This is a genomic window from Agarivorans albus (genome assembly GCF_019670105.1).
GTDB lineage: Bacteria > Pseudomonadota > Gammaproteobacteria > Enterobacterales > Celerinatantimonadaceae > Agarivorans > Agarivorans albus.
In genome coordinates, this window is record NZ_AP023032.1 from 2,336,252 (window position 1) to 2,359,498 (window position 23,247).

Sequence of the window (23,247 nt, forward strand, 5' to 3'; positions counted from 1 at the left end):
AAATCTCCAAAGTAACTAGCTCAAATCTACTTAATCCTCGTTAAGTTCTCCGCTTATTTTAATATCAATTGAATCAACAGGTCATAAATTGTTCACTATTTAACCATCAAAACATAATAGTTCTAGTTAATTATGGGATTTACATTCCTGTAAATTACAAAAAGTTTGGTGAACTAAAATGTTTAATTGGATTAAGAAAATAGGCATGGTAGCCGCTTTAGTTCTTGCGTGTGCCTCACAAGCAAATGCAGAAACAGTAAAGCTAGCGGTAACAGATTTAGTAGGTCTTGAAGAGCTTCAGCGTGAATTTGGCGCTTTTAAAGAAACGCTGTCTAAAGCCACAGGTTACGACATCGAGTTTTTACCTGTTACTAACCGTACAGCAGCGGTAGAAGCGCTACGTTTCAATAAAGTCGACTTTGTACTTACCGGCCCAGCCGAATACGTGGTTATGCAGAAACGCTCAAAGGCTAAAATTGTAGCCGGTTTCTCCCGCCCAGATTACTTTGCAGTAATCATAACCATGGCCGACAGCCCATACACTAACGCAGAGTCTCTAAAAGGAACCAAAATTGGTTTAGGTTCAGTGGGTTCTACCTCTAAACACCTTGGTCCTATTCAAGCGCTTGCAGATGCCGGCCTAAACCCAGCAAACGACGTTGATGTGATTAATACCAAGGTTCCAGTTTTGTGGGAGTCATTGAAGAAGGGTGACGTAGCGGCAATTGGAATCAACCACTTAAAGTTTATCTCGCTACGTAACAAAGAGATTGAAAAAGGTGGCTTACAACCTGGAGAGTTTCGCGTTGTTGCACGTGGGCCAGATTTACCAAACGACGTATTAATGGCCGGCAGCCATGTAGACGACAAAATGCTAGAAACCATGAAAAAGGCATTTGTAGAACACTCAGAAGAACTGGTTGCGGCAATCTTAACCGGTGAAGACAACCAAAAGTACGCGGGCATGCGCTTCTTAACTGGCATTAAAGACAGTGATTACAACTACGTACGAGCAATGTACGCCACTGCCGGTTACCCAGAATACTCAGATTTTATTGGCGATTAGTTTATATGAGCAACTACGCCGCTGAGCCGAATACACTAGCCGAAGCTAGTGTATCGGCAACTTCGCGCCTGCTCCAAGTGAGCGGGCTTACTAAAAGCTTTGATAATAGCAGCACTCCCATTTTTTCTGATGTTAGCTTTTCCATTTTTGCTTCACAGTCGGTTGCGCTTATCGGCTCCAACGGGGCAGGCAAAAGTACATTATTGCGCTGTTGCTTAAGATTAATTGAACCCGATGCTGGTTCAATTGTGCTTGATGGCGAAACCATAGATAAAAAATCGGGTCGCCTCTTAAGTAAAGCCAGAAACAAAGTGGGTTTTGTGTTTCAAAAACACTGCTTGGTTCCTCGCTTGTCAGCTTTAAGTAATGTGCTGCATGGCAACTTAGCCTATAGCCAAGGCCCCAGAAACTGGCTACAAGGTCTGGCTAAACAAGAAGCGCGAGAGCGTGCAATGGATTGCCTTAAGCAAGTTGGTTTAGCTCACCTTGCAAATAAACGCTGCGATCAGCTGTCTGGCGGGCAATCTCAACGCGTAGCGGTTGCACGGGCGCTAATGCAGCAACCCTCTATATTGTTTGCCGACGAACCCACCGCCAGCTTAGATCCTCAATCGGCGCAAGAGATCATGGAGTTGTTTAAGGGCTTGGTGAAAAACCAAGGCTTAACCTTGTTTTTTGTCTCCCACAATATCGAACACGCGCTTAAATACGCCGACCGAGTTCTTGGTTTGCAAGAGCGAAAGTTGTCTCTAGACAGTGCAACCCACACGCAAAGTCTACAAAGTTTGCGAGCATTTTATGGATAAGCAAAAAGAAAATGGCTTAATGAATAACGCGATTAATGGCCAAACTACCTTAGACACGCCAATGCGGTTTGAGCGGCCCAGCATAATAACCCAAGTGTTATTTGCTTTATTTGTGCTGTTCTTTCTATGGTCTACCTCCAATGCTGGCTTGTCGTTAAGTGAGTTATTATCGGGCTTACCGAACATGGCAACAATTGGTGGTGAAATGATCCCGCCAGCCACCGATCGCGCATGGCCAATGGCAAATGCCATTTTAGTTACCTTTCAAATGGCTCTTGTAGGTACGGTAATTGGCATCACGCTTAGTATTCCTATTGCCATTTTGGCAGCACGCAATGCTTCGCCGCATCCTATTGTGCGCCATGTTACTCGCTCGGTAGTCAGCTTTTTTCGAACCGTTCCAGATTTAGCATGGGCACTATTTTTTGTTGCCTCGGTAGGCTTAGGCCCATTCGCTGGCACCTTAACCATTATTGTCGACACCATTGGTTTTTGCGCACGCTTTTTTGCCGAGTCGATGGAAGAAGTAGATCCTGGTCCATCAGAAGCATTAGCGTCAATTGGCGCTAATCCCATCGATAGAATCGCCGTTGTTTTAATACCGGGCGCAATGCCTAGTTTTATAAACATTAGTCTGTTTTCTTTGGAAAAGGCGGTGCGCTCGTCAGTGGTTTTAGGCTTAGTTGGCGCGGGTGGAATAGGCGCCGAGTTAGCGGTTTCCATGGAGATGTTTCGCTACGACCAAGCAGCAATGATCGTGTTAATGATTTTTGTATTGGTGTTTGCAGTAGAGCAGTTTTCCTCCTCAACCCGCAATCGACTATTACGCCAAAGTAAATAAATACATAGCGCCAAGCAACTAAGCCTTGGCGGCCCCAAGTAAATGAATTGAGATAGCAAAAAGTAATGGATGATAAAAACGTAGTTATCGAAAACGTCATGTTGTTAAGCGAACAAGGTTGGAGCGATCCTAGCTGTGTATCTATTCAAAATGGAAAGATAAGCGCAATAGGGCAAGTGGCGGCAAATACTCACACCACGCATATCGATGCGCAGGGTCAATACATGTTACCCGGCATTATCGATTTACACGGTGACGCCTTTGAACGGCACATTGCACCAAGAGCAGGAACCCATTTCCCCCTAGAGCTAGCCTTAGCCGCTAACGATGCAAGCCTTGTGGCAAGTGGAATAACCACCTTTTATTACAGCATTACCGATGGTTTTGAGCCGGGCCCTCGCAGTCGCGATACGGTGCGGGAGTTACTGCAAACACTCGAGACTTTAATGCCTCGCTTTAGCTGCCAAGCGCGCATTCACATTCGCCACGAGAAGGTAAATGTAGAAAAGCACGAAGAGTTGGTTGATTGGATCTTAAGTGGCCGTATTCATCTATTGTCGCTAAACGACCATTTACCACCACTAAACAACGAGCGCAAAATTCAGCGTTACCTCGCGGGTATGCGCAGGCGTGTATCTATGTCGGTAGAAGACATTAATCAGTTTTTGTTAAACCTTCAGCAACATCGAGAACTGGGCGAGCAACAGGCGCAAGCCTTAGCCGAAATAGCAGCTAAGCAAGGCATTTCGCTAGCCTCTCACGATGACGAAACCTTAGAAGAAGTAGCCAAGTCTATTTCTTTAGGCGTCTCTATTGCCGAGTTCCCGATGTCGGAATTGGCCGCGAGAGAATGCCAAAAAGGGGGAGCGGCGGTGCTAATGGGTTCTCCCAATCTAGTGCGCGGCGGCTCTCACGTAGGGGCGATTAGCGTTAAAGAAGCAATCGAGCATGGTGTGGTAGACATACTGTGTAGCGACTACCACTATCCAAGCTTATTTAGTGCACCTTTTACTGCAGTAAAAACCAATAACTTGTCGTTGTACAAGGCCTGGAAGTTAGTCAGCGAAAACCCAGCCAAAGCCGCAGGGCTAGGGGATACAAAAGGTAAGATAGAACTAGGCTACGATGCCGACTTTATTCTGCTTAGCGACTTAGATAGTTCACCTTTATCTATTTCCTCCACTTGGGTTAAAGGAGCGCGAGTGTTTGCGAAAGCTAACAAACTAATGGGCGTTTGTTAGTAAGCTAGTTAATGTTTTATTGTAAACAGTCTTTAGCGGTTTAGGTGCTAAAGACTGCGTTTCTTGTCTTAAAAAGACGTTTGTTAGCCGGGAAAAATAAACGACTCAACAAGTTTGTTATGGCTAGTAAGAAAAAGCTAATCATAAAAACGACGTAAAGAAACAAAAGCTAAACCAGCCTTAAATGAAAAGGGCTGCGATAGCTATTAACCTAAAATTTTTTCAACCCACTTAGTACTATTTTATTAACCTTACCGTTTGAGAAGCCATTTTGTATTTACGTACCTATGAATGATATTATAAATATCAATAGATAGCGCACAGGATAGTAAAACGTGAAGCAACATTTAAGCAATTTAGACGAAATACTGCAAGAGGTCAGAAATACTCACACTAAAAACTACTTGAACGAAGCCATAGCTTCTTACCGTACCGGGGCGTACAGGGCTGCTTTGATCACCACTTGGATCGCCGTTTGCGTAGATGTAATAGAAAAAGTTAAAGAGTTAAGCTTGAGTGACGACCCTGCAGCAAAAAAAGTAAATGAGCGTTTGAGTAAAATATCACCTGTAGACCCTGCTGGCATGCTAGCTTTTGAAAAAGATATACTCAATATCGCATGTGATGAACTTGGTTTAATTTCCGCTATTGAAAAGTCTCATCTAGAAAGATTGAAGAATGATAGAAATGTTTGTGCCCATCCTACCTTCTCTGATGATGGAACTCAGTTTTCACCTTTAGCTGAGTTAGCTCTTTCTTACATAGTTCAAGCCTCAAATTATTTACTAGTACACGCGCCAGTAAAAGGTAAGGTTGTAATTAAACGATTATTCGAGTTGATTAATGAGCCTTCATTTCCATCAGACCCTGAAAAAGCCTTTATCGTTTTATCATCAGATAATAACCTAGGTAGAGCTAAGGAAAGCAGTGTACGTAATCTATGCCTTATCTTACTTAAACGAGTCTTTAAAGATAAAAATACTATCCCGGTAAACATAATGGAGCAAATTACTTCTTCCATACTCGCAATCGAAAGACTGTCACCGCAGATTTACAAGGAAGTTATAGATAAAAGTTTTAGTACAATGCTATCAGAAACAGCGGATTTTCAATTAATAAGGGTATTACCTTATATGTATTTTATTGACGCTTGGGCAAGCATTAATGAAGCTGAAAGAGTTAGAATTGAAGAACTTGTATCTAACCTCTCTATTGAAGATATTACTAAGTACAGGGTTGTTAAGGTGGCGGAGTCAATTCCCTCATTGCATAACGCATTAAAGCTTGTAGTGAAAGAGCTTACTGCTCAAGAATTGTATATTTTCCTTTCTGAGAACCCGTCGGCTTTATTCAAAGAACAGGCTATAGATCTATTCTACAGTTCCGTTTCTTTCGATAGTGCTGAGATGCGAGGACTAAATATTTTAATACCGATGGCAGAGTATTTTGATAACGAAGACTATAGAAAGATATTTAGTTGCTCATTAAATAATAAAGGGGCATATGGTCATAATCAAATTTTGTATGCAGGTGATATTGCAAGATTTTTTGCTGGCCTTTATGCAGAATCTAAAAAAGGTAATGCGGACTATCAAACTTTGTGGAGAGAGTTTAAAGAAGAACTAGATAAAGTAAATATTACTTATCCAACTCTCATTAGCGAGCTAGTAAAAGATAAAATAATTATCAGCAACATAAAAGAAGAACCTAAAGAAAAGGAAACCCAATCAATTTGACTTCACTAGATACCGATAACTTTACCTATCAGCTTTAGTTGGCTTCTTTTATTTAAATGAAACGTTCTTTGAATTAGATTGCTCCCTGGCTATATAGTCGGGGACTTTTGCTGCTCTACGACTAGTTAGCCACTTCTGAACTCTCTCATACTGTGGTAAATCAAAAGCAGTGCATATCGCTTGTAGCTGCTCAGGCTTCAAGCATTTGCCATTAGGTGTATAAAGAAGCCCGTTAAAAATCCTGAAACCTCTACTGTCTTGACAACACAAAAGAAAAGGGCACTTGCTTGTGAATTGTGTCAGCTTACCTTACAGCTCTGCTTAAGGCGTTTTATAAACTGGCGTGTTTTCATAGCCTTAACTTTTGGTCGTGGTATTGCATTCCGCTTCAAATTGACAATTGTGTCAACTGGTATGTACCAGTCAATTTTGCATCAAAAGGGAATCGCATGAAATCTATTAAAATGCTGTCTGCATTGGTTTTAATAGCAAGCTCGTTTACTGCAAACGCCACCTTTATTAGTGGAGATTACACCCTGAACAATGGTAAGCAAGTAGCACTGCAAGGGCTAGAATGGATGCCGCTTACTTACTCGCAAAGTTATTCTCGTTTATACGTTGAGGCCGATGGCGGATGGGTTGATCGCTTTGGCAATCAATGGCAACAAAATGATTGGCGCTACGCCACTCGTGCCGAAACGGCCACCTTACTTAACTCGTTGTGGGGTGGCAACTACCTTGGTTTTTCTAACGACAATTTTGCTGGAGCAACCTGGTTTATTGACCAACTTGGCGGCCTAGGCATAGATACTACACTTGGCCATAATCGAGTAGATCTTAAATTAACTAACGACGTTTGGCTTAACTATGACGTATCGCAGTTTTTGTTTGGTGAAGATCTAGAGTGTTCGGATGAACTTCGATTAAGCTGCATTGGAGAAGTAGGCATTGCAGATGGATTTTATGATTCTATGGTAACCCGCAATATTCACACAGGATATGGCGTTTACATGCAAGCTTGGACTCCCTTAGGTTATTTTGATGACCTCTCTGGGGTAGATGCAGGCTTAAATAGTAACAACCGGGTTCGCTCTAAAAGCAACAGCAGTTCTATGCTTGGTTCGTTACTGGTAAGGCAACCCGCGATAGCCCAAGTACCAGAGCCAACAACTTTAGTATTGCTGGTTTTCGTTTTATTCGGTATTTGGCTAAAACGTACCAGTCATTCTGCTAATGCTGTTAGCTAACAGCTAGTTTTAGTCAATTGATTATTACTGTGTTTTAACTAGCCGCTCAGTGAGAGCGGCTAGTGTTTTAACAAAGACTAAACCGTTTTCTCTGCAGTATTTAAAACAACTGGCTTTTTGTTGCCCTTAAACAGTTTACAAATGAGCACAAAGAACAAGGGCGCAAAGTAGATAACCAACAGTGTTGCCGCCATAATGCCCCCCATTACCGAGGTACCAATAGCATTACGCGCATTTGCTCCAGCGCCAGTACTGATTACTAAGGGCAATACACCTAAACCAAATGCCAGTGAGGTCATAATGATGGGGCGCAAACGCATTTCACAGGCTTGCACGGTGGCATCTAACAAATTCACGCCTTTGTCGTAGAGCTCTTTAGCAAACTCTACAATTAAAATGGCATTTTTAGCGGTGAGGCCAATGGTGGTTAGCACACCTACTTGGAAGTAAACATCGTTCTCTAGGCCGCGCAACATAATAGCCGCCAAAGCCCCCAGTAAGCCAAGCGGAACAACCAGAATAATCGCAATTGGAATGCTCCAGCTTTCGTATAACGCAGCTAAACAAAGGAATACCATTAAAATTGAGATGGCGTAAAGAATAGGGGCTTGGTCACCCGCTTCAATTTCTTGATATGACATACCGGTCCAACTAACTTGTACGTCGTTAGATATTTCTGCTGCTAAACGATTAACTTCGTCCATTGCTTCGCCGGTGCTGTAACCTTCCGCCGCTTCACCTACAATTTCTACCGCTGGATTACCATTATAACGTTGCAGCTGCGGTGAGCCTTTGCCCCAGTGTGATGTACTAAATGCAGAGATGGGCACCATTTCGTTTTGGTTATTGCGAATAAACCATAAATCGAGATCTTCGGGTGTCATACGGTATTGTGCGTCTGCTTGAATATATACCTTTTTGGAACGTCCTCGGTCGATAAAATCGTTAACGTACGAGGAAGCCCAAGCAATAGATAAAGACTGGTTAATATCGTTAATTTCTAGGCCCAGTACTTTGGCTTTTTCGTAGTCTACGTCTAGGAACAGCTGGGCGTTATCTTCTAAGCCATTTGGCCGTGTGTTTTGCAGCACCGGGCTTTGCGCTATCGCACCTAGAAGCTGATTGCGCACCTCGATAAGTTTGTCGTGGCCTAACGCGCCTACGTCTTCCAAGTAAAAGTTAAAACCGGTAGCTGTGCCTAACTCTCTAATTGGCGGGCTACTAAAGGCAAATATTTGCGCGTTTTTGTAAGTAGAAAAATGGCTCATAGCTCGGCCAATAATGGCATCGACATCGGTGCCGGGTGCTGTTCGCTCAGACCAATCTTTCAAACCAATAAATGCCATACCCGCGTTTTGCCCAGAACCAGAAAAGTTGAAGCCCGACACTGTGAATATGTGATTAACCGTATCCGACTCATTTTGTTCAAAATAGTCTTTTACATCCAGCATCGCTTCTTGGGTTTTTTGTAAGGTTGTTCCGGTGGGCGTGGTTACCATTACCATAAAGTCGCCTTGGTCTTCGTTCGGCAAAAACGAGCTTGGCAGCGAATGATATAGATACGCAGTACCAGCAAATAGCAGTAGGTAAATGAATACAAAGCGAAGAGGGCGCTGCAATGTGTGTTTAACCGACCCTCGGTATGCCGAAGATACTTTGTTGAAGCCTTGGTTAAATAACGCAAAGAATTTATTACTCTCGGTTTTATCAACCGGCTTAAGTAAGGTTGCACAAAGCACAGGCGTAAGCACCAAGGCTACAATTACCGATAACACCATGGCCGATACAATGGTTAACGAGAACTGCTGGTAAATAACTCCGGTTGAGCCCGACATAAAGGCCATTGGAACAAACACCACCGACAAGACCATGGTAATACCGATAAGCGCGCTGGTTATTTGCCCCATCGATTTTTTGGTAGCCTCTAGCGGCGACAACTTCTCGTCGTGCATCAAACGCTCTACGTTTTCTACGACTACGATAGCGTCGTCTACCAGCAAACCAATTGCTAATACCAAGCCAAACATGGTGAGTGTATTGATGGAGAAACCTAATAACGACATCACAGCAAAGGTACCTAGCAATACTACGGGTACCGCAATGGTAGGAATTAAGGTTGCTCGAAAGTTTTGTAAAAACAGCAGCATAACAAAGAACACTAAGGCTACGGCTTCGAATAGTGTTTTGACTACTTCGCTAATGGAAATACGGATAAATAGGTTGTTATCTGTTGATTTAACTAGCGCTAAACCTTCTGGAAAGCCCTTAGAAAGTTGCTGAAGTTTCTCATCTACCGCGGTTTGCGTATCAAGCGAATTAGCCCCGGTTGCTAGGGTGATTGCAATGCCCGATGCCTCTTGCCCCATGTAGGCAGGAATAGTTGAAGAGTTTTCGCTGGCCAACTCTACACGTGCGATGTCTTTAAGTTTGATCTGTGAACCGTCACTATCAACCTTAATTAAGATATCTTCAAACTGGTCCACGCTAGTTAACAAGCTTTGCGCAGTGATACTGGCATTGATCAACTGAGAGTCTAAAGCTGGTGTGCCACCCAGTTGCCCAACAGTTACTTGGCTGTTTTGCACGGAAACAGCATTAGATACATCAACTGGGGTTAAGCTATAGCTATTAAGTTTGGCAGGATCTAACCAAATACGCATCGCATAAGATGGTCCAAAAACCGTTACGCTACCAACCCCATTAACTCGACTAACAATGTCTTTAATATTAGAATTTGCATAATCTTGAATATCACCCGCGCTCATGCTGCCATCGGGTGAGTAAAGGTTGGTGACCGACATAAAACCAGAGGTACTTTTTGTTACCGAGGTGCCTTGGTTTTGTACTGCACTTGGCAGGCGATTACTCATTTGTTGCAGGCTATTTTGAACCTGAACTTGAGCAATATCTGGATCGGTTTCGGCACTAAAGGTAAGCGTAATACTCGCGCTACCCGAAGAATCACTTTTAGACGACATGTAGAGTAGGTTATCTAAGCCAGTCATGCCTTGTTCAATAACCTGAGTAACGCTGTCTTCAATTGTTTTTGCTGATGCACCTGGGTAAGACGCAGATATTGTTACTGCAGGCGGCGCAATAGTTGGGTATTGAGCAACGGGCAGGGTAAAGATAGCTGCAAGCCCGGCTAACATAGTAACGATTGCAATTACCCACGCAAAAATTGGCCTATTAATAAAGAAGTTGGATAAAGACATGATTTACCCCTGTACGTCTAATTGAGTGCTTAGCGAAGTGCTATCAACAACAACATCGATGTTATTTCTCATGTTAAGTATGTTGTTAATTACCACTAAGTCGCCACTTGCCAAGCCTTGTTTAACCACCCAACCGTTACCCACTTCGTTGCCAAGTTCTACCGACTTTTTAACCGTTTTATTGTCTAGGCCCACTACAAATACCGAAGGCTCACCTGATTGGCTTCTTACAACTGCTGATTGAGGCACTACCAAGTAGTCACGCGCTTCAGGCATAGATATATGGGCACGAACATACATGCCAGCCAATAAAGTGTTGTTTGAGTTTGGGATAATTGCGCGCAAAGTTACCGTGCCAGTTGACCCAGAGACTTGCGTATCGGCGAACTCTAGGTGTCCTATTTGCTCGTAAGCGCTGCCATCTTCAAGCGTTATTGAAACCGGGATCTCTTCACGTTTGTCTTTAAAATCTGAGAAATCTTGTTTTAGTTTATGAATCGACAATGAAGATTGCTGCATGTCTACATATACGTTTGAGGTTTGAATAATGGTAGTTAAGTAGGAAGATTGCTCGGCGGTTAACAAGGAGCCTTCTGATACTTGAGACAGACCAACTTGACCAGAAATAGGCGCTTTAATTTGAGTGTAAGACAACTCAATGTTTGCGTAATCTAGCGCTGCTTGTCGGATAGCGACTTCTGCTTGTGCTTCTTTATAGGCAGCATCTGCATCATCGTAAAGCTGTTGGCTGGTAAGCTTCTTCTTTAATAATTCTTGATAGCGAATAGCTGTTTTTCTGGCTGTTTCTTGGCTGGTTAGGGCTTTAGCTAACTGTGCTTGTGCGCTGTTCACGTTTGACTGATACACCGTTGGGTCAATTTGATAAAGCACATCACCGGTTTCTACTTGTGAACCCTCAACATACAAACGGCTTTTCAGAATACCTGTTACTTGTGGCCGTACTTCGGCTTGTTTAAAAGCAGTAATACGACCGGGTAGTTCGGTAGTTAAACGTAATGTAGTAGGGGTTAGTTTAAGTACATCAACATGCGCTGGACCAGCTTCTGGCCTTTGATTTGGAATGTTTTCTCCACAACCCAATATTGTGAAAGAGAGTAAAAAACACAAGGTAAGCCTTAGTGTATTGGTGACATGCATATTGATACCTTTAACTAGAAATAATTGACCGTAAGTGGATAGCAAACAGTGTTTAGTTATTTTCGTTGCGAAGAAGCCTTAGCTGAATTAAAATTGTTGCATCTGCAACTATATTTCGAGACTCTATCATCAATTAAGTTGCAGATACAACAATAAATAAGAGAAGGGTATGGCGCTGTTCCTGTATTAAAGCTATTTTTTGGCTTTTAAATGCCCATACGCTGCTGATTTTTAACCAATTATGAGCCGCTCACTTATGACAACTTTGCCCAAAGAAAAAATTGAACACCAACCTATGTTTATTTGTGGAGCGGTTCACCGATTATTTAGAAACCGGGCGACAACATTACTGTCGAAGCAGAAGCTGATGACGCTAGAGATGTCTAGAGCCTTAGTGGCTGTTCAAGAGAATCAGCCTTTAAGCCAACAACAACTAGCAGACATTGTTCAAAATGAAAGAAGTGCAACGAAGCGTATGGTGGACAATCTAGAAGAACGCGGCTACTTAACAACGTCTAAATCTGCGACTAATAAAAAACTAAAAATGTTAAACCTGACTAAGCTAGGTGAAGACGAACTTAAGAAGGTGAAATCCACAATCACCGATATTGAGAAGGAAGTTTTTGAGTGCCTAAGCAAAGAAGAGTACGAAGAGTTTTTGAGATTAATCCGCATCATTGGCGCTCACAACCTGGGTTAAGGATGATTTAATGAATCGCGTACCATTAGGCTCAATCAAAAAGTAAACCCATATGAGTATATAGAAATGGCTAAAATTGAATTTGTAAGTTTTAACCAGGTAGAACCAGCAGATCTTCTGCTTGTAGTTAATGAGCCAGCTTTGAGAACACACTTAGTAGATCATGAATATTTTGATTCCGTTAGCATCAAACAATGGATGATAGGTAAAGCTCAAACAGATTCGATAGCTGGTTGCCGTGTTCGAGTTGTTAATATAGATGGAGTTGTCGCTGGCTGGTGTGGGATTCAACCAGACGATAATGGTTATGAAATAGCGATAGTTGTTTCTAAAGAGTATTGGGGATTCGGCATATCAATATTCAATTCAATGATGGCTTGGGCCAAAGAGCTTGGGCATAAAGAAGTCGTGTTTCATTTACTAGAAACTCGACCTGAGTATAAGGCGTTGAAAAGAAGGGCCATTAAAGTTCAGAAAACAGAACTTTTGGATCGAAGCTTTACCACATATTTTATATCGGTAGATAAATGGTGTGCAAAGTAACTAGGCCAAGAAGTAACAGTAAGCATTGAACTCTAAAACTCTCAAGAACCGCCAATCTCAACTTGAATGACGTTTACCAATACAAATTTAGAAGGGTTCCTTTATATATTCCATTTAACATAATATACATTATGCGCCTTATGGATGGTTTTTTAGCAATCCAAAGAAGTTTGCCTGTAATGCCGCGTAGAAATAGCGATTACTTTAAGTGATCCAAAGGCTTATGTTCAGCAGATTGATGGCGTTCTACGCGAGATGTGTGCAAATACTGAGACGTTGTATCAATGCTGTCGTGTCCGGCATCGGCTTGTACATGTGACAATGGCCGACCTACTAAATTTATGTCGTGTGATATTCCGGTGTGTCTAATGCTGTGTGGCGTAAGTTGGCGTATCTCATTAGCGTCTTGCTTAAAGCCATCCGCCTCGGCGAGCTTAGCCGCTTGTTCAATGAGAATGTAGATTTGCTCTCTTAATTGGCGAATACCAAGATTGGCATTAAGTAATCCGCTATCTCTACCGCGTCCAGCTGCTCGGTGCCTTACAAACAATGGTGTTTTTTCATTGGGTGTTGGCAGCGGCGTTAGTTGTAAAAATCGTCGATAGCGTTGTAAGGCATCTAATAATTGCTTAGACACTGCAACGGTTCGCTTTTTCCCACCTTTGCTACGCGGTATATAAAAGCCCCATACGGAGGTTTTAGTATCACGTTTAAACTGTCCCATTATCGGCGAAAAGCCTGGCCTAGCTGCTACTTCAGAGATTCGTAAATAGCAGCTGTACATAAGGCTAACTAAAAATAAAATACGCTCGTTTTCCTCTGGTGTTTGTTTAGCAAGTTGATTAGCGGCACTCATTACATAAGACCACTGTAAGTCACTAAAGGATTTAATGTCTTCTAGATCTTCGCCACTAATAGTGTGTTGGCTGCTAGCTTTAAATCGGCCGTTCTTCATTAAAGCCATGGCTGGGTTACGCTCTGTATATTCTTCATTAATTAGATAGGCATAAAACGAAGATAAAATCGCTAATTTGGTTTTTAAGGCTTTATCACTTATTTGATATGGCTGCTCAATACCGTCTATTTTCTTACCTAAAAACGGCCGCCATTGTAGATTTGGCACACGTTCTTTCAGCTGTTTATCGACAACAAACTGAGCAACATTTCGATAAGCGATTAGCTCTAGCGGCGGCTTACTGCAATAGTCTAAATACTTACTTAGTACCCGTCGTGTCACCACTGATAAGGAGATTTGCTCAACAGTATAAGCCCAGTGTAAAAAGCTGGTTAGTTCGCTTCGGTAGGTTTTGTAATTGTTTTCACTATGACGCTGTTCTAACAACCAATCTACTGCGTATTCGTAAATAAATCCGGCATCGCTAACGGCGCTTAAAGTAACTTCTGCCAGATGTTGGTTAACGATAGCATTGCCATCTTCAAGATATTGAATGGAATCGAACAGAGGAATGGCTGGCGGAAGTGTTAGCATGAACTTAGTTAAGCTACTGAATAATATTGATATTATAACCCTAAATGCAATTGCCGATAAATAGCATTATCGGCATTAAGGCAGTAAATTGTTTACTCTATAAATGTAAAACCTAAGACAAACTTACTGCTATAATAAGTGATTGGCTAACAGGCCTTGAACGATGAATGCTCGATGTGAGCCTTAGGATTTACAATGAATTTAAAAAATGAACTTCAATCAATTCACAACAAACTAGACACGGCAAAACGTAAGTTAGATGCCGCCCACGAACGTGGTGACACTGTGATGATTAATCAGTTCAATACTACAATTACTGCACTTACTAAAAAGCTTAAAAGTGTAAAAGCCCAGCAAACTAAGAAGTTAAGTCAACAAGGCGGTGACGTTAAGTCCCTTCCCTTTAGCCGCGTTCTTACAAAAACAGAACAAGCAGATATGGGTAAGTTGAAGAAATCGGTTAAAGGTTTGGTGGTAGTACATCCAATGACAGCCTTAGGCCGTGAAATGGGCATTAAAGAAGTTACTGGATTTGCCCCAAAAGAGTTTTAATTATTTGGGCAAAGTACTAGCTTTGCCCTACTCTTTTAACGCTAATACTTAGCCACTAAGTGTGCTGGAATATGGCCTATAAACTTACCACCTTTATAGATAAGCGTGTAATTGTGATTGGCCACTAAATCTTCATAACGCTCTGTTGTTCCATCACTAAAAGTTATTTCTGCGCTTACCTTGCTCAGCTTTCCTAAAGAAAAAACCAGAGGCAAACCGTCCCACCTTGCCCTTTGTTGATCAATGAGTTTTTCACCTTGGTATATCTTGACTATGGCGTCAACCGCATAGGGGTTGGGTTGCTTATAGCGAGGGTAAATATACAGGCTGTTTTGTTGCTTTTGGCCGGTATTTAAGAACACTTGCAGCTGTTGGTTACTCGCCCCACCTATCACAATATCTTGGCGCAAATCGTTGTTTAAATCGGTGATAAATACTGGGTTAGAGTCCCAACCATTAAAGCTTAATACTTGTTTAAACTTGCCTTTCCCATCATTTTCCCACACCTTTCCATACTTTTTTCGAGGATTAGAAAGTAGCAAATCTAAATCTCTGTCGTTGTCAAAGTCCACTGCAAACACACGCACAAGATAAGGTGCACCGGCATTTAGCATCTTGCTTAGTGGCGAATTTTGCTTAACAAAACCTTTGTCTGTTTGTAGGTAAACGTCGCCTTTACCTTTACCAGTTGTGATTAAGTCTTGGCGCTGATCACCATTTAAATCTCCAACAAATATTGGCGTTGCGTATTCTGGCAGCTTGAGGCGTTTATTTGATAAAGAGTAACCTTCCTTAGTGGCTAAAAAATACCAGCCTAGGTGATCACCGCCATAGCCGCCGTGACCAGCGACGATAATGTCACTTTGCTGATCGTTATTGAGATCAATGGGTGTAAGCATAGGACTTGGTATTGGCGAACGATTTATAAAGTGTTGGTAGGTATTAGCTCGAAAAAAACGGTTCTTTTTGTTGTTGGCCTTAAAGTCTTGTTCAATTTGTTGGTATTTAGCGGGCAATAAATGATTGTCACTAGAGCTGTAGTTTTTATCGCGTTGAAATGTTTGTTGATCAGCTTGGTAGTAAAAAGCGCCCTTGCGCCCTGCATCTAAGTCTAAGTAGCCATCTTTATTTATGTCTAACACCGTTTTGGGATAAGACACTGGAGAAAAGGTTTCATTAGGTGAAGCGACTTCGAATTCACCTTGCTTATTCAAGACATAAGGATTCTTTTTCTCATCAGAGAAAGCGGCGATGTCGAGCCAACCATCACCGTCAAAATCAAAAAACCATGGTTTGTCGTCGGCGCCTGGTAGCCTTTGGTTTGTGCTAAGGTTTTTAAATTCTAAAACGCCACTAGGTATTAATTGGTTAACTAAAAGCTTACCACCTGGGGTGCCGTGATGAGAAAGGTAGAGATCCACATCGCCATCGTTATCGTAGTCAAAGCCGCCTACTCCCCATGGCCACCAACCATGTGAGCCAAACTCGCCGCCTTGGGCTTTAAGTTCTTGTTTGTGCCATTGTTGTATGAGTGCATTAGCGTTAGTCGAAACGGCTTTAAACTCCAAGGCACTGGCGGCCAAACTGGTTACAAATGAAGCTACAACTAAGATAAGTGTTACAAGTTGCATCATGCTAAGCCCTTAATAAAAAAGCCAGCTTATCGCTGGCTATTTAAAGTGTAGCTGTATTTCTTAGTTTAAATCGCTGTCTTGCCAAAACTTGGTGCCTTTAATAGTGGCTTCAAGTGACAGACCCGCTTCCGTTAACTGATATATTTCTACATCACCGATAGCACCTTCGACCTCGGCTGAACCGCCTTTATCTCCGGCCGTTGCGGCGGCATCTGCTTGGGCGCCAAACAGCCATCCGCTTTCTACAAACTTGTCGAAGGCTTCACGAGTTTTGAAGATCATTAAAGCCCTAAAATCTTTTACACCTAAACCAAAACCTACGCCAGCTTCGCCCATTTTCATATAGGTTTTCTTACCTGATGCATTATCCACTGCGATACCAGTTCCACCGCCAGCTGAAATAACAAACAAATTAACGCCAACGTTACTAAATACAGCATAGCCGACACCGCTTGCCATTTTTCCTGATATATCAGGCTTTTCTTCCTTAAATTTAGCGATAGTCTCGTTGGCCGACTTATCGTATTCAGCCCGGTCTTCGGCAACATCGGCAAAACAAACAGTACTAAAAAACAGCAGTGCTGTACTTAAGCTAACTAGTAGGTTTTTCATTGTAGTTCCTCGTTGTTCAAATAAAACTAAACAGAAAGTGGCAATGCCACTGTAATGGTGGTGGTATTGTCTTTATCGCTGGTGCGCATACTTACTTCGCCATTTTGAGCATCGCTGAGCAAACTTACCGAGTAAGTGCCTAAGCCTGTGCCAGTATCTTTACCAGACGTGACGTATTTTTCCCAAAAGTTCTCTCTTATCGCCTCGGGCACAGCGCCTACATTCTCGGTAGTAACTTCGACCTTATTGTCTACAACGTTTATTGATACAGACACTCTGCTTCGACCGGGCGCTGCTTCACAGGCATTTTTAAGCAGATTAAAGAATAGAGAGTAACTTAAGGATTCGTCGCCTAAGGCTAATACTTCGTTACCAGGATCTTCTTCTTCTGGCTCTAAGTACATAAGTAGTTGTTTGCTGCTAAAAGTTTTCCTGACTACGGTTAGCATTTTTTTAAGCATTAAGTGAACAGAAAACGGTTTAGCTTTTAGCTCGAAGCGACCTTGTTCAATTTTATATAACTCGGTTGATAGGTTAATCATGTTGAGCAATTGCATAGACAATTCGTCTATCATCACTGAGCTTTCGTTAATATTAGCAGTTGCCTGACGATCGGTTTTGATTTGCTCAGCTAAGGCAACAATACCCGCAATTGGCCCTTTTAGATCGTGCCTTAGCAACTGATCGACACTATTTTTTAGCTTCTCTTTCTCTATAAGATTATCTAAGTCACTTTGTAGATGTTTATGGAGATCGACCGAGCGCAGATGATTGCGCACTCTAAGTTTAAGTAGTTCCGGTTGAATAGGCTTTGTGATGTAGTCTATTGCGCCACCTTCAAGCCCTTTTGTTTGGTCGCCTATCTCGGTTAAGGCGGTTACAAAAATAACCGGTATGTGTTGTGAGTTTGGATGTTGACGGAGCTTTTCTAGCACTTCATAGCCATCCATTTCGGGCATCATTACATCTAGCAATATCAGATCTGGTGGCGTCTCAGAGCAACAAATCTCTAAGGCCTTTTTCCCAGTTTTAGTCAGTAGCACGCGGTAGTCATCGCGTAATAAGCCGCCTAACAATGTGAGATTTTCTGGCGTATCGTCAACGACTAATACGGTGTTTTGTTTTGATTGGGCTAAAGGCGTTGCAGCTACAGGCTCTGGTATGGGTAGTTCTTCGAGTTCGGGCTCCTCGCTATTGGCTAAGGATTGGCGGTTTCTCACATCGCCTTTTGCTGCTTGTTGTAACCTAGACTGCAACAATGCAGTGGTGAAGGGCTTAATAATAAGATCGGTTACGCCTTCGCTTATGGCTTCCGAAACTCTATTGCGCTCAGCTTCTGCGGTAATCATAATAAACGGGATGTGTCGCCATGTTTCTGATTGCCTAACTGTCTTAAGAAACTCGATGCCACTCATCACCGGCATATTCCAATCAGACAAAATTAGGTCGACATGCCGTTTTTTCAATACATTTAGCGCTTGCGCGCCGTTTTCTGCTTGTATTACTTGGCCGATGCCAAAGCGACGTAATTGCTCATAGGTGATTTTTCTTATTGGTGCCATATCGTCGACGATTAGCACTGTGAGTTTATTCAGTTGCATGTAAAAGCGTATCCTTCGCGGCCAGCCAACTATTCTTCTAAAGACTCTTTAAATTGTTCTTTTACTTCGAGTATTTCGGGAAGTGCTTCTATAAATAATGGCACTAACTTGGGGTCGAAATGAACTCCAGCCTCACTTTCCAAAAGCTCGATGGCCTTTTCTACAGGCCAGGCTTTTTTGTATGGGCGTTCGCAAGTGAGGGCATCAAACACATCAGCAATAGCAACAATTCGCCCTTCAATAGGAATATCTTCTCCAGCAAGTCCATTGGGGTAACCTTTGCCGTTCCATTTTTCGTGGTGGGTTAATGCTACTGTTCTCGCAAGCTCGAGTAACTCTGAACTATCACCCTCGCCGAGAATTTCACCACCAATTACTGCATGGCTTTGCATAATTTCCCATTCTTCGGCGTCTAACTTCCCAGGTTTTTGCAATACACGGTCTGGAATACCGATTTTGCCAATATCGTGCATCGGCGCAGCATTCATAAGTATGTCTGCATCTCTTTCGCTCATTCCAGCGGCTAAACCAAGAATGCGCGAGTAATAACTCATGCGAATAACGTGCATGCCGGTTTCATTGTCTTTGTACTCTGCGGCTCTACCTAAACGCTGAATGATTTGTAAACGGGTGGTATTTATAACATCGGTTTGCTCTTTTACCTTTCGGTCTAACTCGCGATTTTGATTGTACAAAGCAAGTTGGGTTTTCACCCTTACTTTTACTACCGGTGGGCTTACTGGCTTTGTGATGTAATCAACAGCACCTAACTCTAGGCCTCTTAGTTCATCAGCGGGGCTTATTTTGGCGGTAACAAAAATCACCGGGATATGGCGAGTGCTTAAATCTTCTTTTAAACGACGGCAAACTTCGAAGCCGTCGATGCCTGGCATCATAATATCTAGCAGTATTAAATCGGGTTTATTGGCTTTAGCAACAATCTTTAATGCCATATCGCCATTGCGTGCCACTTGCAGCTTGTAATCATTTCGCAGAATGCCTGCCAATACGTCGATGTTCTCTGGTGTATCGTCCACAATGAGAACAGTGGCCCTGTTTTCCATAAAATATCCTTGTTTACCAATCCATCGATAAAAATAACTAGTAGTAACTATAGGCTTAAAATCAACAATTTAATAACAATGACGCTTAAAAAACATGCGTTTCATTAGATATACACGAATGTTTAGACTTAAGTCTAATTAGTGCCAACACTGAGCTAAAGCGCATCGCAAAATTCTAATGTTACGTAAAGCAGATTTTTGGTTACGCGAATGTAAATTATTGGTTCATAATTGATCTAGATCAATGCGGTTTATTGATTGGAAAAGATTTGTTAAATATTTAGCGAAGATATGCAAATAACTAGTTTTTCAAACTGTTATTTGATCAGTCGATGAAGTATGATCGCGCCGTTAAGCTACTGGTTGTAGGCTCTATTCGTGCTAAACGTGAAAGTAGTTTAACAATTCGTTTCATGTTGTTGATGCCATTGCATCAAACTCGCTTAAACAAATAATAAATAGCAACGGAAGCATGTATTTATGAACCAAGCAGCTAGCACAGAGACTGATTACAACTACACGGTTGTTCGACAGTTCACTGTAATGACCATTGTTTGGGGTATAGTTGGCATGGGTGTTGGTGTATTAATTGCTGCGCAATTAATTTGGCCTGCACTTAACTTCGATACTCCTTGGCTAACTTATAGCCGGTTACGTCCCCTTCACACAAACGCCGTTATTTTTGCATTTGGTACCAGTGCATTAATGGCTTGTTCCTTCTACGTGGTACAGCGTACTTGTCAAACCCGATTGTTTGGTGGCCCACTCGCCTCCTTCGTATTCTGGGGTTGGAATTTGATTATCGTATCGGCTGCGATAACACTGCCTATGGGTTTCACTACTTCAAAAGAGTATGCGGAACTAGAATGGCCAATTGGCATTGCAATCGCGATTGTATGGGTGGCTTATGGAATAGTCTTCTTTGGCACCTTGGTCAAAAGAAAAACCTCGCATATCTATGTTGCTAACTGGTTCTTTGGTGCATTCATTATTACCGTTGCTGTATTGCACATTGTTAACAATGCGGCTATTCCGCTAACAATGACTAAGTCGTACTCGATTTACGCCGGTGCTGTAGATGCAATGGTGCAGTGGTGGTACGGCCATAACGCGGTTGGCTTCCTGCTTACTGCTGGCTTCTTGGGTATGATGTACTACTTCGTACCAAAACAAGCTGGTCGCCCTGTATACAGTTACCGCTTGTCTATTGTTCACTTTTGGGCACTAGTATCTATTTACATTTGGGCCGGTCCTCACCACTTACACTACACTGCATTGCCTGATTGGGCACAGTCTTTAGGTATGGTGATGTCTCTTATCCTATTCGCTCCTTCTTGGGGGGGTATGATCAACGGTATTATGACCTTGTCTGGTGCTTGGCATAAACTTCGTTACGACCCAATTCTACGTTTCCTAATTGTTTCTCTGTCTTTCTATGGTATGTCTACCTTCGAAGGGCCAATGATGGCAATTAAAACGGTTAACGCCTTATCTCACTACACAGACTGGACTGTTGGTCACGTTCACTCTGGTGCTTTAGGTTGGGTTGCTATGGTATCAATCGGTAGTGTTTACCACCTAATACCTGTGCTATTTGGCCAAGGTCGCATGTACAGCACTAAATTAATTAACACCCACTTCTGGCTTGCGACTATTGGTGTAGTTCTTTACATCGTAGCGATGTGGATCTCTGGTGTTATGCAAGGTTTGATGTGGCGTGCGGTAAACGAAGATGGCACCTTAACATATTCATTTGTTGAGTCGCTGCAAGCTTCTTACCCGTTCTACTTTGTTCGCTTTATCGGTGGTGTGTTCTTCTTAACAGGTATGTTTGTTATGGCTTACAACGCATACAAAACCATTACTGCTGAGAAAGGCTCCCTAAAACCAATTGAACACGGACAGGAGGCATAACATGAAGCACGAGTTAATCGAAAAGAATGTTGGTTTACTGGCCATATTCATTGTTATCGCAATTAGTTTTGGTGGTTTAGTACAAATCACCCCACTAATTTTTCAACCTGAAACTACCGAACCGGTAGATGGTTTAGTGCCTTACACTGCTCTAGAAATGGAAGGTCGTGATATTTACATCCGCGAAGGCTGTAGCAACTGTCATAGCCAAATGATTCGTCCATTCCGCGCAGAAACTGAACGTTATGGTCACTACTCGGTAGCTGGCGAAAGTGTTTGGGAACACCCGTTCTTATGGGGTTCTAAGCGTACCGGACCTGATCTAGCACGTGTTGGTCAACGTTATTCTGATGAATGGCATCGAGTGCACCTAATTAATCCACGCGATGTAGTACCTGAGTCGAACATGCCTGGTTTCCCTTGGTTAGAGGAAAACTTAGTAGATAGCTCATTAACAGGTAAGAAACTCGCGCTATTTAAAAACCATTTTGGCGTGCCTTATACCGATGCAGACATCGAAGGTGCAGAAGAAGCCGTTAAAGGCAAAACTGAAATGGAAGCTTTAATAGCCTACTTACAAGTGTTGGGTACAGCATTAAAATAAGGAGTTAGTTATGGACTTTGGTACATTTAGCGGCCTATATACAGCTTTCTTAATGGCGATTTTTGTAGGTATTTTTGCCTGGGCCTACAGTAAAAAACGCAAAAAGGATTTTGCTGAAGCTGCAAACTTGGTTTTTGCCGACGAGCCTGAAACTAGCCCGACAAAGGAATTTGAAGGAGCACAGAAAAAATGAGCACATTTTGGAGCGTGTGGATTACTGTAATAACCTTAGGCAGCATCGCAGGATGTTTCTTGCTGCTAAGGGCATGTAATAAGAACAACACCGGCGTAAAAGAAGGTGAATCAATGGGCCACGAGTTCGACGGAATCGAGGAGTTAAACAACCCTCTTCCGAAGTGGTGGTCTTATATGTTTATTATTACCATTGTTTTCTCGTTGGTTTATTTAGCGGCCTACCCTGGCTTAGGTAACTGGCAAGGTTTCCTTGGTTGGAAGAGCTCAGAAATGGGTATTAAGAGCATTGCAGAAGGTCAAGAGCGTGTAGCTGCTTACGACGGCAATGTTGCCAACCAATACCAAGGTGAACTTGATAAAGCTGATGCTCGATTTGGTGAAGTTTTCCGTCAAGTTGCGTACAACGAGTCTGGCGAATACCGAAGTGTAGAGGAGCTTTCTGAAGATCCAGCGGCGGTTAAAATTGGCCAACGTTTGTATCTACAAAACTGTTCGCAATGTCATGGTTCTTCGGCTCGAGGTGGCAAAGGCTTCCCTAACTTAACCGACGGAGATTGGTTATATGGTGGAAGTGGCGAAGCGATTAAAGCTAGCCTTATGCACGGTCGTCAAGGCCAAATGCCTGGTTGGGAAGCAGTATTAGGTGATGACGGTATTAAAGAAGTTACCGCCTATGTTCTAAGCTTATCTGGCCGTAAGGTAAACGATGTTGATGCCGCCAATGGTAAAAATCGTTTTGCAGTATGTGCAGCTTGTCACGGCGCCGACGGCACCGGTAATCAAACGCTTGGCGCACCTAATTTAACCAATGGTATTTGGTTATACGGTGGTTCACGCCGTGCAGTTGAAGAAACCCTTCGCTATGGTCGTAATGGTGTAATGCCAGCTTGGAAGGATATTCTAGGAGAAGATAAGATCCAGCTTATTTCCGCCTACGTATATCAGCTTTCTAAGAGCGAATAGACTTAAAATTTATAAAAAGCGACGCCTATGCGTCGCTTTTTTTTGTTATATTTAAGCCCCCCTTGT

21 protein-coding genes are annotated in these 23,247 nt (G+C 42.5%); 14 read left to right on the forward strand and 7 right to left on the reverse strand.

Annotated elements, in window-relative coordinates; all coding sequences use genetic code 11:
- Window positions 1–178 precede the first annotated feature (178 nt).
- The 6 genes from K5620_RS10735 to K5620_RS10760 all read left to right on the forward strand — a co-directional run bounded on the left by K5620_RS10735 (window position 179) and on the right by K5620_RS10760 (window position 6,937).
- Window positions 179–1,066: a phosphate/phosphite/phosphonate ABC transporter substrate-binding protein gene (locus tag K5620_RS10735; protein WP_016401469.1), complete on the forward strand. Its 888-nt coding sequence runs from the start codon at window positions 179–181 to the stop codon at window positions 1,064–1,066.
- A gap of 5 nt (window positions 1,067–1,071) precedes the next feature.
- A complete protein-coding gene (locus K5620_RS10740) occupies window positions 1,072–1,872 on the forward strand; it encodes a phosphonate ABC transporter ATP-binding protein (protein ID WP_040307082.1) in 801 nt (266 codons plus the stop codon).
- Complete coding sequence (gene phnE / locus K5620_RS10745; protein WP_016401472.1) at window positions 1,865–2,713, forward strand: phosphonate ABC transporter, permease protein PhnE; 849 nt, start codon at window positions 1,865–1,867, stop codon at window positions 2,711–2,713. The genes K5620_RS10740 and phnE overlap by 8 nt, the downstream gene beginning before the upstream one ends.
- Window positions 2,714–2,778: 65 nt before the next feature.
- A complete protein-coding gene (locus K5620_RS10750) occupies window positions 2,779–3,954 on the forward strand; it encodes an alpha-D-ribose 1-methylphosphonate 5-triphosphate diphosphatase (RefSeq protein WP_016401473.1) in 1,176 nt (391 codons plus the stop codon).
- A 335-nt stretch (window positions 3,955–4,289) separates the two neighbouring features.
- A complete protein-coding gene (locus K5620_RS10755) occupies window positions 4,290–5,690 on the forward strand; it encodes a hypothetical protein (protein WP_016401474.1) in 1,401 nt (466 codons plus the stop codon).
- Window positions 5,691–6,139: 449 nt separating this feature from the next.
- On the forward strand, window positions 6,140–6,937 hold the full coding sequence (locus K5620_RS10760; protein ID WP_016401475.1) for a PEP-CTERM sorting domain-containing protein: 798 nt from the start codon (window positions 6,140–6,142) through the stop codon (window positions 6,935–6,937).
- 77 nt (window positions 6,938–7,014) lie between these two features.
- Here K5620_RS10760 and K5620_RS10765 read toward each other — a convergent pair whose 3' ends face one another.
- Both K5620_RS10765 and K5620_RS10770 read right to left on the reverse strand, forming a co-directional pair.
- On the reverse strand, window positions 7,015–10,152 hold the full coding sequence (locus K5620_RS10765) for an efflux RND transporter permease subunit (RefSeq protein ID WP_040307083.1): 3,138 nt from the start codon (window positions 10,150–10,152) through the stop codon (window positions 7,015–7,017).
- 3 nt (window positions 10,153–10,155) lie between these two features.
- A complete protein-coding gene (locus tag K5620_RS10770; protein ID WP_016401477.1) occupies window positions 10,156–11,310 on the reverse strand; it encodes an efflux RND transporter periplasmic adaptor subunit in 1,155 nt (384 codons plus the stop codon).
- Window positions 11,311–11,677: 367 nt separating this feature from the next.
- On the opposite strand from K5620_RS10770, the gene K5620_RS10775 reads away from it, so the two are divergent.
- Entirely contained in the window at window positions 11,678–12,010 is a 333-nt protein-coding gene (locus tag K5620_RS10775) for a MarR family winged helix-turn-helix transcriptional regulator (RefSeq protein WP_016401478.1), read from the forward strand.
- 66 nt (window positions 12,011–12,076) lie between these two features.
- A complete protein-coding gene (locus K5620_RS10780) occupies window positions 12,077–12,553 on the forward strand; it encodes a GNAT family N-acetyltransferase (RefSeq protein WP_040307085.1) in 477 nt (158 codons plus the stop codon).
- Between the two features lie 199 nt (window positions 12,554–12,752).
- On the opposite strand, the gene K5620_RS10785 is transcribed toward K5620_RS10780, so the two are convergent.
- Window positions 12,753–14,042 carry a tyrosine-type recombinase/integrase gene (locus K5620_RS10785; RefSeq protein WP_016401479.1) on the reverse strand — a complete coding sequence of 430 codons (1,290 nt, stop codon included), beginning with the start codon at window positions 14,040–14,042 and terminating at the stop codon, window positions 12,753–12,755.
- Window positions 14,043–14,237: 195 nt separating this feature from the next.
- Here K5620_RS10785 and K5620_RS10790 point away from each other — a divergent pair, with 195 nt between their 5' ends.
- Entirely contained in the window at window positions 14,238–14,594 is a 357-nt protein-coding gene (locus K5620_RS10790) for a YibL family ribosome-associated protein (protein ID WP_016401480.1), read from the forward strand.
- Window positions 14,595–14,635: 41 nt separating this feature from the next.
- Here K5620_RS10790 and K5620_RS10795 read toward each other — a convergent pair whose 3' ends face one another.
- Genes K5620_RS10795 through K5620_RS10810 form a run of 4 tightly spaced genes read right to left on the reverse strand, consistent with a single transcriptional unit; the run spans window position 14,636 to window position 19,505 of the window.
- On the reverse strand, window positions 14,636–16,228 hold the full coding sequence (locus K5620_RS10795) for an FG-GAP repeat domain-containing protein (RefSeq protein WP_040307086.1): 1,593 nt from the start codon (window positions 16,226–16,228) through the stop codon (window positions 14,636–14,638).
- Between the two features lie 60 nt (window positions 16,229–16,288).
- Window positions 16,289–16,840 carry a lipid-binding SYLF domain-containing protein gene (locus tag K5620_RS10800; protein ID WP_016401482.1) on the reverse strand — a complete coding sequence of 184 codons (552 nt, stop codon included), beginning with the start codon at window positions 16,838–16,840 and terminating at the stop codon, window positions 16,289–16,291.
- A gap of 26 nt (window positions 16,841–16,866) precedes the next feature.
- Window positions 16,867–18,441: a response regulator gene (locus K5620_RS10805; protein WP_016401483.1), complete on the reverse strand. Its 1,575-nt coding sequence runs from the start codon at window positions 18,439–18,441 to the stop codon at window positions 16,867–16,869.
- A gap of 29 nt (window positions 18,442–18,470) precedes the next feature.
- A complete protein-coding gene (locus tag K5620_RS10810) occupies window positions 18,471–19,505 on the reverse strand; it encodes an HD-GYP domain-containing protein (protein WP_016401484.1) in 1,035 nt (344 codons plus the stop codon).
- A gap of 332 nt (window positions 19,506–19,837) precedes the next feature.
- On the opposite strand from K5620_RS10810, the gene K5620_RS21810 reads away from it, so the two are divergent.
- Genes K5620_RS21810 through ccoP form a run of 5 tightly spaced genes read left to right on the forward strand, consistent with a single transcriptional unit; the run spans window position 19,838 to window position 23,181 of the window.
- Window positions 19,838–19,960 carry a hypothetical protein gene (locus K5620_RS21810; protein WP_016401485.1) on the forward strand — a complete coding sequence of 41 codons (123 nt, stop codon included), beginning with the start codon at window positions 19,838–19,840 and terminating at the stop codon, window positions 19,958–19,960.
- Between the two features lie 25 nt (window positions 19,961–19,985).
- Window positions 19,986–21,419, forward strand: coding sequence for a cytochrome-c oxidase, cbb3-type subunit I (ccoN, locus tag K5620_RS10815; protein ID WP_016401486.1), 1,434 nt, complete (start codon window positions 19,986–19,988; stop codon window positions 21,417–21,419).
- 1 nt (window position 21,420) lies between these two features.
- Complete coding sequence (gene ccoO, locus K5620_RS10820; protein ID WP_016401487.1) at window positions 21,421–22,023, forward strand: cytochrome-c oxidase, cbb3-type subunit II; 603 nt, start codon at window positions 21,421–21,423, stop codon at window positions 22,021–22,023.
- A gap of 10 nt (window positions 22,024–22,033) precedes the next feature.
- On the forward strand, window positions 22,034–22,216 hold the full coding sequence (locus tag K5620_RS10825) for a cbb3-type cytochrome oxidase subunit 3 (protein ID WP_016401488.1): 183 nt from the start codon (window positions 22,034–22,036) through the stop codon (window positions 22,214–22,216).
- Window positions 22,213–23,181, forward strand: a complete 969-nt coding sequence (gene ccoP / locus K5620_RS10830) for a cytochrome-c oxidase, cbb3-type subunit III (protein WP_016401489.1) — start codon at window positions 22,213–22,215, stop codon at window positions 23,179–23,181. The genes K5620_RS10825 and ccoP overlap by 4 nt, the downstream gene beginning before the upstream one ends.
- Window positions 23,182–23,247: the final 66 nt, after the last annotated feature.